The organism is Saccharospirillum sp., assembly GCF_040881935.1.
Taxonomy (GTDB): Bacteria; Pseudomonadota; Gammaproteobacteria; order Pseudomonadales; family Natronospirillaceae; genus Saccharospirillum.
In genome coordinates, this window is the sequence record NZ_JBBECH010000046.1 from 39380 (window position 1) to 53698 (window position 14319).

The 14319-nt window shown below is 55.9% G+C and carries 14 protein-coding genes; 10 read left to right on the top strand and 4 right to left on the bottom strand.

From position 1 onward, the window contains the following. Positions 1-60: 60 nt before the first annotated feature. The 4 genes from WEB54_RS07515 to WEB54_RS07530 are packed head-to-tail and all read left to right on the top strand — an operon-like array spanning position 61 to position 3349. A complete protein-coding gene (locus tag WEB54_RS07515) occupies positions 61-285 on the top strand; it encodes a hypothetical protein (RefSeq protein ID WP_368054674.1) in 225 nt (74 codons plus the stop codon). Continuing rightward, positions 278-1048, top strand: a complete 771-nt coding sequence (locus tag WEB54_RS07520; RefSeq protein WP_368054676.1) for a pseudouridine synthase — start codon at positions 278-280, stop codon at positions 1046-1048. The genes WEB54_RS07515 and WEB54_RS07520 overlap by 8 nt, the downstream gene beginning before the upstream one ends. Next, positions 1038-2861 (top strand): ABC transporter ATP-binding protein/permease, encoded by a 1824-nt coding sequence (locus tag WEB54_RS07525; protein WP_368054678.1) that lies wholly within the window; start codon positions 1038-1040, stop codon positions 2859-2861. The genes WEB54_RS07520 and WEB54_RS07525 overlap by 11 nt, the downstream gene beginning before the upstream one ends. Further along, entirely contained in the window at positions 2858-3349 is a 492-nt protein-coding gene (locus tag WEB54_RS07530; protein WP_368054680.1) for an N-acetyltransferase family protein, read from the top strand. The genes WEB54_RS07525 and WEB54_RS07530 overlap by 4 nt, the downstream gene beginning before the upstream one ends. 28 nt (positions 3350-3377) lie before the next feature. Here WEB54_RS07530 and WEB54_RS07535 read toward each other — a convergent pair whose 3' ends face one another. From WEB54_RS07535 to WEB54_RS07545, 3 genes are all read right to left on the bottom strand, one after another. Then, on the bottom strand, positions 3378-4553 hold the full coding sequence (locus WEB54_RS07535) for a glycine betaine/L-proline ABC transporter ATP-binding protein (RefSeq protein WP_368054681.1): 1176 nt from the start codon (positions 4551-4553) through the stop codon (positions 3378-3380). Then, entirely contained in the window at positions 4553-5419 is an 867-nt protein-coding gene (locus WEB54_RS07540) for an ABC transporter permease (protein ID WP_368054683.1), read from the bottom strand. The genes WEB54_RS07535 and WEB54_RS07540 overlap by 1 nt, the downstream gene beginning before the upstream one ends. A 73-nt stretch (positions 5420-5492) precedes the next feature. Then, positions 5493-6470, bottom strand: a complete 978-nt coding sequence (locus tag WEB54_RS07545) for an ABC transporter substrate-binding protein (protein WP_368054685.1) — start codon at positions 6468-6470, stop codon at positions 5493-5495. A gap of 422 nt (positions 6471-6892) precedes the next feature. Between WEB54_RS07545 and WEB54_RS07550 the strand changes: the two genes are divergently transcribed. The 3 genes from WEB54_RS07550 to WEB54_RS07560 are packed head-to-tail and all read left to right on the top strand — an operon-like array spanning position 6893 to position 10018. Then, complete coding sequence (locus WEB54_RS07550) at positions 6893-7981, top strand: enoyl-CoA hydratase/isomerase family protein (protein ID WP_368054687.1); 1089 nt, start codon at positions 6893-6895, stop codon at positions 7979-7981. Between the two features lie 32 nt (positions 7982-8013). Continuing rightward, on the top strand, positions 8014-8784 hold the full coding sequence (locus WEB54_RS07555) for an SDR family oxidoreductase (protein ID WP_368054689.1): 771 nt from the start codon (positions 8014-8016) through the stop codon (positions 8782-8784). 55 nt (positions 8785-8839) lie between these two features. Next, positions 8840-10018 carry an acetyl-CoA C-acyltransferase gene (locus tag WEB54_RS07560; protein WP_368054690.1) on the top strand — a complete coding sequence of 393 codons (1179 nt, stop codon included), beginning with the start codon at positions 8840-8842 and terminating at the stop codon, positions 10016-10018. A gap of 26 nt (positions 10019-10044) precedes the next feature. Here WEB54_RS07560 and WEB54_RS07565 read toward each other — a convergent pair whose 3' ends face one another. Next, positions 10045-10935, bottom strand: coding sequence for a LysR substrate-binding domain-containing protein (locus WEB54_RS07565; RefSeq protein WP_368054692.1), 891 nt, complete (start codon positions 10933-10935; stop codon positions 10045-10047). A 105-nt stretch (positions 10936-11040) separates the two neighbouring features. Here WEB54_RS07565 and WEB54_RS07570 point away from each other — a divergent pair, with 105 nt between their 5' ends. From WEB54_RS07570 to WEB54_RS07580, 3 genes are all read left to right on the top strand, one after another. Further along, complete coding sequence (locus tag WEB54_RS07570; protein ID WP_368054694.1) at positions 11041-11817, top strand: ferredoxin--NADP reductase; 777 nt, start codon at positions 11041-11043, stop codon at positions 11815-11817. 314 nt (positions 11818-12131) lie between these two features. Then, positions 12132-12734: a TetR/AcrR family transcriptional regulator gene (locus tag WEB54_RS07575; protein ID WP_368054696.1), complete on the top strand. Its 603-nt coding sequence runs from the start codon at positions 12132-12134 to the stop codon at positions 12732-12734. Further along, positions 12731-14239: a class I adenylate-forming enzyme family protein gene (locus WEB54_RS07580; protein ID WP_368054698.1), complete on the top strand. Its 1509-nt coding sequence runs from the start codon at positions 12731-12733 to the stop codon at positions 14237-14239. The genes WEB54_RS07575 and WEB54_RS07580 overlap by 4 nt, the downstream gene beginning before the upstream one ends. Positions 14240-14319 lie beyond the last annotated feature (80 nt).

Genomic DNA, 14319 nt, shown 5'->3' on the forward strand with positions numbered 1-14319 from the left:
ACACCGGGCAGAGCATCCCCTATACTGGCGCATTTGCACCGAACAAAGGTAGTCTGATTGATGAGTGATGAACGCCAACTCCGCGATTTTTACGACCGTGACCCAGAAGAGCAAAGCGCATTCCTTGAGAACACCTGGTGTAATCGCTGTCAGCAAGTGGATCTGGGCATGTCCGATCCGGTTGAATATACGCTGAACGGTCGACTGTTCATTGAAGGTAAGTGTCGGGTGTGTGGCGAGGCGGTGACGACCGAGTTGGTTGAAGACGATGATGTAGATGGCTGAGCGATTGCGCATTCTCTATGAGGATAACTGGCTGCTGGCGGTCGACAAACCCGCCGGGCTGCTGATGCACCCAAGTTGGATTGATCGCTCGGCTACCGATACGCTGGCAGGCCGGGTGAAACAGTATCTTGACGGGGCGGCGGTCCATACCGTTCACCGTCTGGATCGGCCCACCTCGGGTGTGGTGTTGATTGGTAAAACAACCGGCGTGGCACGCGACTTGGCCAATCAGTTTGCCAACCGTTCTATCGAGAAGCTGTACTGGGCGCTGGCACGCGGTTTTACCGCTGAGCATTTCGATTGTACCCGGGCGCTGGTTGAAGAGCCCGATGCCGTGTCTGACCGTAAGGTACAGCAAAACAAAACCGCACAGTCCGCCGAAACCCGGTTCGACCGTCTCGCGATTGCCGAGATCGGGCAGGCCGTCAGCCGGTATCCCAAAACCCGGGTAAGTCTGCTTGAGTGCAGGCCCGATACCGGTCGCAAGCATCAGATTCGGCGTCATCTGAAAACACTGCGGCACCCAATTTTAGGCGATACGCGCTACGGCGACCGGCATCACAATCATTGGGCACAGCAGCATCTGGTGATGGCATCGCTGGCGTTACGCGCCATGTCATTAACCGTTGAACACCCGGTGTCGGGCGAACGGCTGTGCTTAAGCGCAGGCCTGAATGACGACTGGACACTGCTGCTGCAACAACTCGGCTGGTATGGCCTGTTAACTACACGATCGACAGGGAAATCGTCAGATGGCGTCTAGTAAAAAGCAGAAGCGTTCAGCGGAAACTCCGCCCAAGTCCGTTTCTGATCTTGATCTTGGGTTTATCGGGCGTTCTATCTGGCCTTACTTGTGGGCCTATCGCGGCCGGGTTGCGATCGCCCTGGTGTTTCTGGTGGCTGCCAAAGGGGTGGCCGTTGCCATGCCCTGGGCGTTGAAGCACATTGTCGATGGGTTGGATTCGCAACAGGCGCAAGTCGTTGCTGTGCCGCTGGCTTTTTTGCTCGCTTACGGATTTTTCCGGTTTACCTCGGTGGCTTTTGGTGAGTTGCGTGATGCCATCTTTTCGCGCGTAACTGAGCGGGCCATGCGTCGCGCCTCGCTGGAAGTGTTTGAACACTTGCATCAACTCGAGCTCGACTATCACCTGAGTCGTCAAACCGGAGGGTTAAGCCGGGACATTGAACGCGGCACCAGTGGCATCCACTTCTTATTGCGTTTTCTGGTGTTCAATATTGTTCCGACGATTCTGGAACTGTCGATGGTTGCCGCCATCCTGATCATCAATTTTAACGTTTGGTTTGCACTGATTACCTTATTTGCAGTTGTTGTCTTTGTGCTTTTCACGGTTGTGATAACCGAATGGCGTAACCGTTTCGTACGTGAGGCCAATACGCTCGACAGCCAGACCAATACTCGCGCCATTGATTCGCTGTTGAATTATGAAACGGTTAAATACTTTGGCAATGAAGCCTGGGAAGCCCAATATTACGACCAAAACCTGAAACAATGGGAAGACGCCCGCCTTAAAAACCGGATGTCACTGTTGATGCTCAATACCGGACAGGCGTTGATTGTGTCAGCCTCGCTAACCATGATGATGTGGTTGGCTGCCCGGGACGTCGTCAGCGGTACCATCACCCTGGGCGATCTGGTGATGGTTAATGCCTATGTGATTCAACTCTTTATTCCATTGAATTTTCTCGGCTTCGTATACCGGGAGATTCGGCGTGCACTGACTGACATTGAAAAACTGTTCAGTTTGTTGAAGCGACCGGCGGCCATCGTCGACCGGCCGGATGCAACCGAGTTGGTTGTACCAGAGGGGCGTATTGTATTTGATCGCGTGGCGTTTGGTTATCATGCCGGACGCACCATACTCCAGGATTTTAGCCTGCAAATTGATGCTGGCCAGAAAGTGGCCCTGGTGGGCAGTAGTGGAGCGGGTAAGTCGACCGTCGGTCGACTGCTATTTCGGTTTTACGATCCGTCGGCGGGTGATATTCGCATTGACGGGCAGTCGATTCGTTCGGTCACACAATTCAGTTTGCGCCAGGCAATTGGTGTGGTCCCACAAGACACCGTCTTGTTTAACGATTCTTTGATCAATAACGTTCGCTACGGCAAGCCCGATGCCCCGGACGAGGCGGTGTGGCAAGCCATTCGCATGGCGCATCTGGAAGATTTCATTAACAGCTTGCCAGAACGGGAACAAACCCAGGTCGGAGAGCGCGGGCTAAAGGTATCGGGTGGTGAAAAGCAGCGTATTGCCATAGCACGGGTGTTGCTTAAAAACCCGCCGATTCTGGTGTTCGATGAAGCCACCTCGGCGCTGGATTCCCATGCCGAACAGGCGATTCTGACGGCGATGAACGAGGTGTCGCGCAACCGCACCAGCATTGTCATTGCGCATCGATTGTCGACGGTGATCGATGCCGATGTGATCGTGGTGATGCAGGGCGGGCAGGTGGTGGAAAGTGGAACCCATGCGAAACTCTTGGCGGCCGATGGCGTTTATGCGAGCCTATGGCGAACTCAACTCGACTCTCAAGCCCGTGAAGAGGATGTGCCGTGAGCGTACTCAGACCCATGCAGGAAGCTGATTTTAAAGCTTTCTGGCCCGTATTTTCCAAAATCCTGCAACGCCGCGAAACCTATGCGCTCGACCCCGGCATGACCTTGGAGCAAGGCCTGCGCGACTGGGTGGAAACGCCGCATGAATCCTGGGTGGTGGAGCAGGAGGGTAAGATCAAAGCGATTTATTACCTTAAAGCCAATGCTGCAGGCCCGGGCAACCACGTGTGTAACTGTGGGTACATGGTTAGTTTATCGGCACGGGGGCAGGGTCTGGCCAGGATGATGTGCGAGCATTCCCAGCAACGCGCTGTTGAACTGGGTTACAAGGCGATGCAATTCAACTCGGTAGTGTCTACCAACCGGGTAGCCGTAACCCTGTGGGAAAAAATGGGCTTCCGGAAAGTCGGAGTATTACCACGAGGCTTTAAACATCCCGAGCATGGCTATATTGATTCGTTCGTAATGTATAAATGGCTCGCGGATTGACGTGACCCCAGGTTTCGTTGTGGCTTATTCAGAGCCTTGGTTGCGCAGGGCTGATCAGTCGGACTACTTTGCTGCGTGATATCCAGCCAACAAACTCACCTTTGGTCGTGGTGACTGCAATGGGCGCTGTGTCGCGAATCATTTGTGGCATCAGACTTTCCAGATCGGCCGATTCCAGCACGCTGGTCACCGGGGACACCCGTTCACCGATGGTTTCTTCGGTTGCCGATTGCAGGCCATTCAGTGTGACAATGCCTTGCAGAAATTTACCGTCCAACACCGTGGCATAATCATGACCGTGGTGCATCATCCATTCCCGTGCTTTGGCGACGGTCGTACCGATGGTCAGTGACACCACTGGTTTGGCCAACACCTGATGCGCATTGAGAACCTTGCCCCGGTTTACGTCTTTGACAAAGTCGGCGACATACTCATCCTGGGGTGTTAACAGAATATCCTGTGGGTTTCCCTGTTGGATCAGCGCGCCATCTTTAAGAATGGCGATACGATTGCCCAGGCGCAACGCTTCGTCGAGATCGTGGGTGATAAATACGATGGTTTTGTGTAGCTGCTGCTGCAGTTTCATCAGCAGATCCTGCATTTCTTTACGAATCAGCGGGTCGAGTGCAGAAAATGCTTCGTCCATCAACAGGATATCCGGGTTGGTTGCCAGTGCCCGTGCCAGGCCGACGCGTTGTTGCATACCGCCCGACAATTCATGGGGGTGCTTGTCACCAAAACCCTGCAAGCCAACTTGCTCCAACCAGTCGGTGGCAATAATTCGGGCATTCTTTTTGTCGATGCCTTGCACCGTTAAACCATAAGCCACATTGTCGAGTACGGTTTTGTGCGGGAACAGGGCAAAGCGTTGAAACACCATCGACATCTTGTGCCGGCGTAACTGAATCAGTTCATCCTGTCGCAGATTCAGTACGTTCTCACCGTCGATGCGAATGCTGCCCGCGGTCGGGTCAATCAGGCGATTGATGTGCCGGATCAGCGTCGACTTGCCGGAGCCCGACAACCCCATGATGACAAAGAGTTCGCCTTCTTCAATAGATAAGTTGACGTCCTGCAACCCCAGGGTGTGGCCGTTGTCGGCCAGCAAGTCTTCTTTTGCCAACCCCTTTCTGACGGCCTCAAGATGACGCTTCGGGTGTGGACCAAAAATCTTGTAGATACCCGAAATTTCGATCTTGGCCATTATTGGTCTCCCTGCTTAGGATATTGCAGACGTTTGCCATACGCCTGGGTAACGCGATCAAACAGAATGGCCAGGGCGACAATGGCGAGACCCGCCAGCAACCCGCGACCGACTTCCAGCCGGTTGATGCCAGCCAGAACTTCCTGGCCAAGGCCGCGTGCACCAATCATCGATGCCACGACCACCATCGACAATGCCATCATGGTGGTCTGGTTGATACCGGCCATGATATTGGGTAGTGCCAGCGGTAATTGAATACCCAGCAGTTTCTGGCGTCGGGTCGCACCGAAGGCCGTTGCCGCCTCCATGACGGAATGATCAACCAGGCGGATACCCAGATCGGTTAGACGAATAAGTGGTGGCACCGCATAAACGATGGTGGCGATCAGCGCGGGAACTTTTCCGAGGCCAAACAGCATCACCACTGGAATGAGGTAAACAAAGCTGGGCATGGTCTGCATAACATCCAGAATGGGCAGTGCTACTTTGCGGAACCGCTCCGACAGTGACATCAGCACGCCTACTGGCAGCCCCACGATCAGACACATGATCAGGGCAACGATCATCAGTGCCAGGGTTTGCATGCCGCGATCCCACTGTCCAATAACACCGATAAACAGCATCAGCAAAACGACGCCGATAGCCAGCGTCCAGCGACGGCTGCCATACCAGGCGATTACCGCCAGGACGGCGATCACCAGATACCAGGGTGAATTCCTTAGTAATTGTTCCACAAAAACCAGGAAGTCCAACAGTGGCTGGCTCAGTCGTTCCAGTGCATCGGCGTAATTGATCACCAGTTGATTAACAAAACCGTCGATGCCCTGGCGCAGGGCACGTGCATCAAGTATCTCGGGAAAGGCCACGAAAGCGTCCTTTGATTACAGCGGGAAGGGATATGAGCGGCCGGTGTTCTAAAAGCCGCTCAGTGGTGTGCGATTAACGGGCTGCTTTTACTTTATCAGCAACGTCCGCCGGTACCCATTGGGTCCATAGCGATTCGTAATTGGCCAGAAAATACTCAGCGACCTGATCGGGCTCGGCATCCTGTTCATCAGCCCAGGCCAGCAGATTGTTAACCTCATTGGTCGGGATGTTGATTTCTGAGAAAAAGGCGGCGATTTCGGGTGCATCGTTCTGCAACGCAGTGGGTATGGTTTTTTGAATACTGGCCTTGGGAAAGGCACCGGCGACCGGTGATTCGCACTCAGGATCCATGTTGCAACGGTGGCCTTCCGGGTTGTAGGCGGGCATTTCAAGCTCGACCATGTCGTATTTCCCCAGCACCGCGGTGGGTGACCAGTAATAGGTCACAAAGGGCTGCTGCCGCGCATAGGATGAGGCGATGGCAGCGTCCAGAGCCGCTCCGCTGCCCGGTGAGAACATAATGTAGTCGTCCGCCAGGCCGAACGCTTGCAGCAGGTTATTGTTGATGGCGCCACAAACCCAGCCCTCGGGGCAATTGTAGATTCGGCCCATGCCCGGTTCTTCACGATCTTCGAATAGCTCTTTGTAGTCCGGCAGATCATAAACCGATGTCAGGCCCGGGTTGGCGTCTGCGACGTAGCGGGGAATCCACCAGCTTTCGACGCCGCCGGAATAAACATCGCCCAGAGACACAACCTTGCCAGCTTCGCTGGCGTCAACCCAGTCCTGGGGGGCTGAGTCGATCCATAGCTCGTTGTACAGGTCGACATCTCCTCGCACCACAGCGGCGATCATCGGCACGGTGTCACCGGATTCAACGACAACCTCGCAGCCGTAACCGTCTTCCAGAATGGCTTTTTCAATCTCGACCATCATCAGATTCGACATCCAGCTCATGCCTGCGAGCCGCACATTTCGATCCAGTTCACAGGCCTGGGCCGTTCCAATCAGGCTCACAATCGCAAGCCCCAACCAAGTGAGGTATTTCATGGATGTTTCCTTATTCTAGGTTATTAGGTAAATGCCGTGTCGTCAGGAAGCCAGTCAACATCAGGAGCGCACAGTATTGACCAGCCAACTCTGTTTTTCCAACCCCTGAGGCCGACATCAGTGACCGGGAGTAACAGATTACGCGGATTCATGGCGTTCGGACGCGCGCGATTTAAAGAACTCAAGTGTCGGAGTTCGCTGAGGAGACAAGCGGCGGCTATCGGGTGTGCTCCTGTGGGGAAGTCCGCAGCAGGGATGCTGCGGTCTAGGCTCCATGGAAGGATCTACGCCGACCCCACAGGAGCACACCCGGTAGCTGGCGCGGACCAATGCAGCCAGCCGATCCGAACTCCGAAGCTTGAGAAGCACGTCGTACCAATGCACGATGGCGGGTCAACAGCGTCAATTGCTAAGGTAACCCGATGAACGAGACCCCCATTCCACCCCTGCAAATAGAACAACAGGGCGCTCTGAGAGTGATCAGCCTGCATCGGCCCAGAGCACTGAATGCGCTGGACCTGAATCTGATAGAGGCACTGGATAAGGCCCTGTCTGATGCCTTCGCCGACGATGCGGTGGCCAGTATCTGGCTGCAAAGTACTGAATCCAGGGCTTTTTGTGCTGGCGGGGATGTTAAAGCCCTGTACCAGGCTGCGGTGAATCAGCGGGCCGATGTCCAGCGTGCCGAGGCAACCCGGTATTTTTCGGCAGAATATCAGTTAGATGCAAAGATCGAACACAGCCCCAAGCCGATCGTGATGTGGGGGCGTGGTCTTATCATGGGTGGCGGCTGGGGCTTGTTTGCCGGTGGCAATCTCAGGCTGGTCGATGCCAGCGCCCGTTTAGCGATGCCCGAATTGCAGATTGGTCTGTTTCCCGATGTCGGCGCCGCCCATTTCCTGCAACAGCCAGACTGGCGAGCTGGGACGGTGATTGGTTGTTCGGGTATCCATTTAACCGCCGATGACGCCGTAGCGCTGGGTTATGCGGATGCTTGTCTGGATGAGGCTGCGGCCGGGGTACTGAGAGACTGGCTGGCGGCGGGCGGCGAACCCGATGACTGGACCGTCCCAGCACCCGCCGATGCGGTGACCCGGCGTCGCGACGATTGGCGGACGGCACTGAATGCCTTGCCCGAGCCCAGTGTGAGCGACTGGATGCAGCATATAGCACAGGCTGAGTTCGACCCGTTTAAACAGGCTGCTTCCCAGTGGCAAACCGGCTCGTCACTGAGCGTCGCCCTGACCTGGCATCATTTCAGGCGGTTGCGCGGTGCCAGCCGGGTAGAGGTACTGAATCAGGACTTGATGGTAGGTGCCCATGCGGTTGCCGAGCGAGAATTTCTGGAAGGCGTACGCGCCTTGCTGGTCGACAAAGACAAATCGCCAGCCTGGTTGTACCCCAGTGTGATCTCGGTGCCGATGAATCTGATCGATCGCTTTTACCGGCCGATGCCGGGGGCGCCGCTGATTACGGCCGACCCAGGTCAGGCATCAGCGGATACCCAATAAACACGACGTTTAATGACTGACAGGAATTTACCATGACGACACTTCAAACTCTGGCGGGCAAACACCTGGCTATCACTGGCGGTGGCCGCGGCCTTGGCTTGCAAATGGCCACCTCGCTGGCACAAGCAGGCGCCCGGGTGGCGCTGATCGACATTGATCAGGCGTTGGTTGAGCAAGCAGCGGCAGATCTGAAAGCGCAGGGCTATAGCGCGCGCGGCTACACCTGCAATGTCGCGGATGAAGCCTCGGTGCAAGCTCTGTTCTCACAGCTGAAACAGGACGAACCGCAGCTGGATGGTCTGGTAAACAATGCCGGAATATTGCGTGACGGCTTGCTGGTCAAGGTAAAGGATGGAGAAGTGCAGACGCTGAGCCTGGCTCAGTGGCAGGCGGTGATAGACGTCAACCTGACAGGTGTCTTTTTATGTGGACGGGAGGCGGCCGCCTGGATGGTGGCTGAGCAAACGGAAGGGGTCATCATTAACATCAGCTCAATCTCGCAGGCCGGTAACACGGGGCAAACCAATTACAGTGCGGCCAAGGCCGGTGTCTCGGCGATGACCGTCACCTGGGCCAAGGAGCTGGCGCGTTATGGGATTCGGGTTGCGGGCATTGCACCAGGCTTCATCGAGACCGAAATGACCGGCAGCATGAAGCCGGAGGCGCTGGAGCGTGTCAAGCAGTCTGTACCCCTGAACCGGGTAGGGCAGCCGGACAATATCGCTCAGGCAGTCACATTTATTCTGACGAACGATTACTATTCGGGTCGAATTCTGGAAGTGGACGGGGGGCTGCGCATTTGATTAATCCCTTGTTCTTACCCGGTACCGAACGTCGCGCCACAAGAGGATTTCCGCTATGACCACAGAAATTGTAATCGTCGCCGCCAAACGCACCCCAATGGGCGGCTTCCAGGGCGCACTGAGTGGCCTGTCAGCCACCAAGTTGGGTGCTGCTGTCATCGCCGCCAACCTGAGCGACACCGGTGTTACGCCAGATCAGGTCCAGGAATTGCTGATGGGTTGTGTGTTGCCCGCCGGCCTCGGCCAGGCACCAGCGCGCCAGGCTGCCCTCGGTGGCGGCTTGCCGGAGTCGGTACCGGCGACCACCGTCAACAAGGTCTGTGGTTCGGGTATGAAAACCGTGATGATGGCCGCCGACCAGATTCGCACCGGCCAGATCGAGATCGCCATCGCCGGCGGCATGGAATCGATGACCAATGCGCCTTATTTGATGGACAAGGCGCGTTCTGGCTATCGCATGGGCCACCAAAAAGTATACGACCATATGTTTCTGGATGGACTGGAAGACGCCTACGACGGTAACGCCATGGGCGTGCATGCCCAAACCACGGCGAACGAATTCAAGATCAGTCGTGAAGCGATGGACGAGTTTGCCCTGCGCAGCTTAAGCCGGGCCCGGACGGCGATAGAACAGGGCTACTTTAAAGCCGAAGTCGTGCCGGTAACCGTCAGCTCACGTAAGGGCGACACCCTGGTGGAGCACGATGAACAACCCGGCCAGGCCCGCCCGGATAAAATTCCGCAATTGCGCCCGGCCTTTGCCAAAGACGGCACCATTACCGCTGCCAATTCAAGCTCGATCAGCGATGGCGCCGCTGCACTGACGCTGATGAGCCGCAGCAAGGCCGAGCAGTTGGGTCTGAAACCGCTGGCCGTAATTCGAAGCTACGCCAGCCACGCCCAGGCACCCAGCACCTTCACCTGCGCCCCGATAGGTGCAATGAACAAGGCGTTGGAACAGGCTGGCTGGAAAGCAGAAGACATAGAAGTAGCCGAAATCAACGAAGCCTTTGCCATGGTTACCATGCTGGGCATGCAGGAGGTTGGCCTGAGCCCGGAGATCACCAACGTCACCGGCGGTGCCTGTGCGTTGGGCCATCCACTGGGTTGCTCTGGCGCCCGGATTTTGGTGACGTTGCTGCACAACATGATCCGGCTGGATCGGAAGAAGGGTATGGCCGCGCTGTGCATCGGTGGCGGGGAAGGCACAGCCATGTGCCTTGAGCGGCCTTAATCAGGCGTTATTGACCGGGTGCGGTATTATCCCCGGTCATTTCCCTTCTGGCACAGTTCGACCCAGGCCTGAATGCCCGGGCTTCGGTACTTCTGACGGTGCAATACCAGATAGAAGTCCCGGCTGAAATCCCGATGGGGTATCGACAGCGGTACCAGAGTGCCGCGTTTGAACGCCTCCTGCAGCGAGACGTACGACAGGCAACTGACACCCAACCCTGCTTCAACCGCACGCTTGATCGCTTCGGTGTGTTCCAGTTCCAGTTCAATGGCCAGATCCGACCAGAGCCCATGCATGCCGCGTTCGAAAGTCTGGCGAGTACCGGAACCGGTTTCCCGCACGATCCAGTGTGCGTCTAGCAGGTGTTGGTCGTTCAGGGCTTGAACACGGGCGAGCGGGTGATCTGGCGCGCAAAACGCGATCAGGGTATCGCTGCGCCAGCGCTGGATATCCAAATCGGGGTGGTTGATTTCGCCCTCGATCATGCCCAGATCAAGCTCAAAGTTCAGTACCTGGTCGACAATGGCCTGCGTATTGGCGACCTTGAGTTGTACCCGCGCTGAAGATTGGCGGGCCTTGAATTGCGCCATCAACCCCACAGCCAGGTAATTGCCAATGGTCAGCGTCGCCCCGACCTTTAGCAAGCCGAGATCCTGATGATGTGCCAGTGCCTGGTCCATCTCCAGCGCCTGGGCGAGTAAGGCTTCGGCCTGAGGCCAAAGCTGTCGGCCCAGTTCATTCAGCTTTAAACGTTTGCCAGCCCGTTCAAACAACCGGACAGAATACAGCGACTCCAGTTCTTTTAATGAACCCGAAGCCGCGGATTGAGACATGTTCAGGCTGGTCGCGGCCTTGCTGATATTTTCATGATGGGCAGTGGCCAAAAATACCTGTAGCTGGCGTAGGGTAAATTTCATATTGGTTAAACCGATTAAGCTTATTGGTAATAGGCATTTTGCCGATAAGTAGGAGCCCGGTATAGTAACCTTATATAACTTATTATTCTTTTTTAAGAGGTTGATATGTCAAATTTGAATATAGAGACGGTTACCAGCGTTCAGCACTGGAACGACACTCTGTTCAGCTTTAAGACCAGCCGCGACCCGGGCTTCCGCTTCAAAAATGGGTATTTCACCATGATCGGCCTGGAACAGGATACCGGCCGCCCACTGCTGCGTGCCTATTCAATTGCCAGCGCCAACTATGAAGAAGAACTCGAGTTTTTCAGCATCAAGGTGCCCGACGGCCCGCTGACCTCCCAACTGCAGAACATTAAACCCGGCGACCAGATCTATGTAGGCCGCAAGCCGACCGGAACCCTGGTAACAGACCATTTGCTGCCAGGAAAGAACCTCTGGTTGCTGTCGACCGGAACCGGCCTGGCCCCGTTCCTGAGCATCATCAAAGACCCGGAAATATACGAGCAGTTTGACCGGGTCATTCTGACACACGGTGTGCGCCACGTGTCAGAGTTGGCCTATCGCGACATGATCGAACAGGAACTGCACGAGCATGAATTCTTCGGCGAAGTGATTCAGGAAAAGTTGCTCTATTACCCAACGGTAACGCGTGAACCTTTCCGCAACCAGGGCCGCCTGACCGACCTGATGCAAAGTGGCAAGCTGTTTTCCGACTTGGGCCTGCCAGCACCCAACAAAGAAGACGATCGGTTCATGCTCTGCGGCAGCCCGGCCATGTTGAAAGACACCACCGCCATTCTGGACGAGATGGGCTTCTTTGAGACCCGTGCCGGACACATTGGCGAGTATGTTATTGAGCGGGCTTTTGTAGAGAAGTAATTTATTACCTTCAGGTGTTAGTAATAACCACATGCTGAGTGCTGGGTGTTGGGAACCCTATCCGGGGGAGTCCGCAGTATGGATCGGTCCGACGTCTCGGCTGCGGTCCAGGCCACATGGATGGGTAGAGTAGGCGCATCCCGCCCGACTCAGAAAGGGTTGTTACCCAACATCCGGCACGGCTTCCTGACAACACTTTTTTAAAGTGACCTCCGTACTTGGCTCTCCTCCCAAAGTAGGAAGCCAGTCGCTTGCCCGATGTTTGAACAGCGCGTACATTGAACCTGAATCAAGTCTCAGGTTTGAAGTACGCCATGACACAGCCCGATTTGACCCCCAAAACAGCCCGCGGCGCGCGGACCCAGGAACGCATTCTCAGAGCGGCCGAGGCCGAATTCGGTGAACGTGGTTACCACGACGGGTCGATTGTGGGTATTACCCAGCGTGCGGGCATCGGGCAGGGTACGTTTTATCTGTATTTCAAGAGCAAGGAAGATGTGTTGCGCTCACTGGTGCTGTACACCAGCAGGCAATTGCGACGCTTTTTGTCTGAACAGGTGATTGATATCGACGACAGGCTTGAAGCCGAGCGAGTCGGTTTTCGTGCTTTTCTGGACTACATCGCCGAACACCCGAATTTGTACCGCATCGTGCAGGAAAGCCAGTTTGTTGATGCGGCGGTTCACCGCGCCTATTACGATGCCTTTGCCGAAGGGTATCAGTCGGCTTTGAGCCAGGCCGGGTTCCAGCAAACGATTCGTGACGGAGACTATGAAGTCTGGGCCTGGTCGATTATGGGCATCATGCATTTTGTGGGTCAGCGGTATGTTCTGTGGAGCGACGACCGGCCACGGGACGATATTGTCGATGCCGTTATGGATCTGATGATTAACGGCATGAAGGCGCCCGGCTCATGACACTCTCAACGGAGCAGTGGGCTGAACAGTTTGACCGGCAACCCGCGTTGAAAGACGTCGACAGTGGTGAAGTCTGGGGTTTTCAGGAACTGCACGAGCAGGTTTTAAGCTGGGTAGCCTGGCTGTCACAGCAGGGTGTTCAGCGCGGTGACCGGGTTCTATGGCTGGCCCGTAATCGCATCGATTTTTTCGCCATCCTGATGGCCTGCCATCGTCAGGGGTGGGTGCTGGTACCGATGAACTGGCGCGAAACGATAGAAGTGCTTCACCAGCAAAATCAGGTGATCAACCCCCGGCTGGTTGTGTTTGAAGCAGCATTCGAGTCGGTGGCGATCAGCCTGCAGCGTGAGGCTTCAGCCGGTCGGCTTGAGCTGTCCTCCAGGCCCGAATTGGGCCACGAAGCGGTGCCGGACGCCTGCGAAACCAATGCAGACCAGCCCTGGTATCTGTTGTTTACCAGTGGCACTACGGGTATTCCCAAGGCTGTTATCTACACCCCAACCATGGCATTAGCCAATGCAGCTAATGTGCGGGCGGCAATATCACCGGCCACGGGTGAGGTTACTGCATCGGTATTGCCGCAATACCACACCGCGGGCATCAACCTGTTTGCTTTGCCGCTGCTGATGCAGGGTGGTTCAGTGCGGGTTTATGCCCGCTTCGACCCCGAAGCCTTTATGGCCGATATCATCACGCAGCGGTTGTCGGTGCTGTTGCTGGTGCCAACCCAGTTTCGTCGCCTTACGGAAACGCGTGGTTTTAGTGAAAAATCGTCGCTGGAAGGGTGTGCCCGGGTGCTTGCCTCCGGTGGCGGGCCAATTGACCGGCAGGTGCTGGACACTTGGGCCGGGAAGGGCGTGGTGGTACGCAATGGTTGCGGCATGACGGAATCGGGCCCGACGCTGTTCTTCCAAACCGACGCAGAGGCCCGTGAAGCGTCAGGTAGTGTCGGTTTACCCATGCCACTTTCTGAGGTCCGCCTGGTCGGCCCGCACGGAGATGCGGTAGCCGATGGTCAGACCGGCGAGGTTTGGGTGCGCGGCCAGGCAGTCACACCGGGCTACTGGTGCAACGAGTCCGCCAATCAATTGGCGTTCAGCGATGGCTGGTACCGCAGTGGCGACCTGGCGCTGCGTGAGCTGCAAAGCGGGCAATATCGCATTGTCGACCGGGTAACGGATATGTACATCTGCGGCGGTGAAAATGTCTTCCCGGCCGATGTCGAGCAAGCCTTGCTGCAGCATCGTGGCGTTCAGGATGTGGCCGTTGCCGGAGAATACGACCCTACCTGGGGCGAGACTGGCGTCGCTTTTATTGTGCTGAAACAGGGCGACCGGACAACGCAGGAAGATCTGCGGCACTTTGCACGTCAGCGTCTGGCGCCCTACAAAGTACCGCATCGCTGGGTGTTTCTGGAGGCATTGCCGAAAACACCCACCGGCAAGGTTCGCCGCACCCGGATTCGATCCTGGTTGCGGACACCGAACGCCATACCAACCCTGTAACAATAACGACAATAACGACAATAACGACAATAACGACAATAACGACAATAACGACAATAACAACGTTCTTAGGAACAGGA

Excerpts from the sequence above, each read along its gene's own strand:
- WEB54_RS07515 (WP_368054674.1), top strand. The coding sequence starts at position 61 with ATGAGTGATGAACGCCAACTCCGCGATTTTTACGACCGTGACCCAGAA.
- WEB54_RS07520 (WP_368054676.1), top strand. The coding sequence starts at position 278 with ATGGCTGAGCGATTGCGCATTCTCTATGAGGATAACTGGCTGCTGGCG.
- WEB54_RS07525 (WP_368054678.1), top strand. The coding sequence starts at position 1,038 with ATGGCGTCTAGTAAAAAGCAGAAGCGTTCAGCGGAAACTCCGCCCAAG.
- WEB54_RS07535 (WP_368054681.1), bottom strand. The coding sequence starts at position 4,553 with ATGGCCAAGATCGAAATTTCGGGTATCTACAAGATTTTTGGTCCACAC.
- WEB54_RS07545 (WP_368054685.1), bottom strand. The coding sequence starts at position 6,470 with ATGAAATACCTCACTTGGTTGGGGCTTGCGATTGTGAGCCTGATTGGA.
- WEB54_RS07550 (WP_368054687.1), top strand. The coding sequence starts at position 6,893 with ATGAACGAGACCCCCATTCCACCCCTGCAAATAGAACAACAGGGCGCT.
- WEB54_RS07555 (WP_368054689.1), top strand. The coding sequence starts at position 8,014 with ATGACGACACTTCAAACTCTGGCGGGCAAACACCTGGCTATCACTGGC.
- WEB54_RS07560 (WP_368054690.1), top strand. The coding sequence starts at position 8,840 with ATGACCACAGAAATTGTAATCGTCGCCGCCAAACGCACCCCAATGGGC.
- WEB54_RS07565 (WP_368054692.1), bottom strand. The coding sequence starts at position 10,935 with ATGAAATTTACCCTACGCCAGCTACAGGTATTTTTGGCCACTGCCCAT.
- WEB54_RS07570 (WP_368054694.1), top strand. The coding sequence starts at position 11,041 with ATGTCAAATTTGAATATAGAGACGGTTACCAGCGTTCAGCACTGGAAC.
- WEB54_RS07575 (WP_368054696.1), top strand. The coding sequence starts at position 12,132 with ATGACACAGCCCGATTTGACCCCCAAAACAGCCCGCGGCGCGCGGACC.
- WEB54_RS07580 (WP_368054698.1), top strand. The coding sequence starts at position 12,731 with ATGACACTCTCAACGGAGCAGTGGGCTGAACAGTTTGACCGGCAACCC.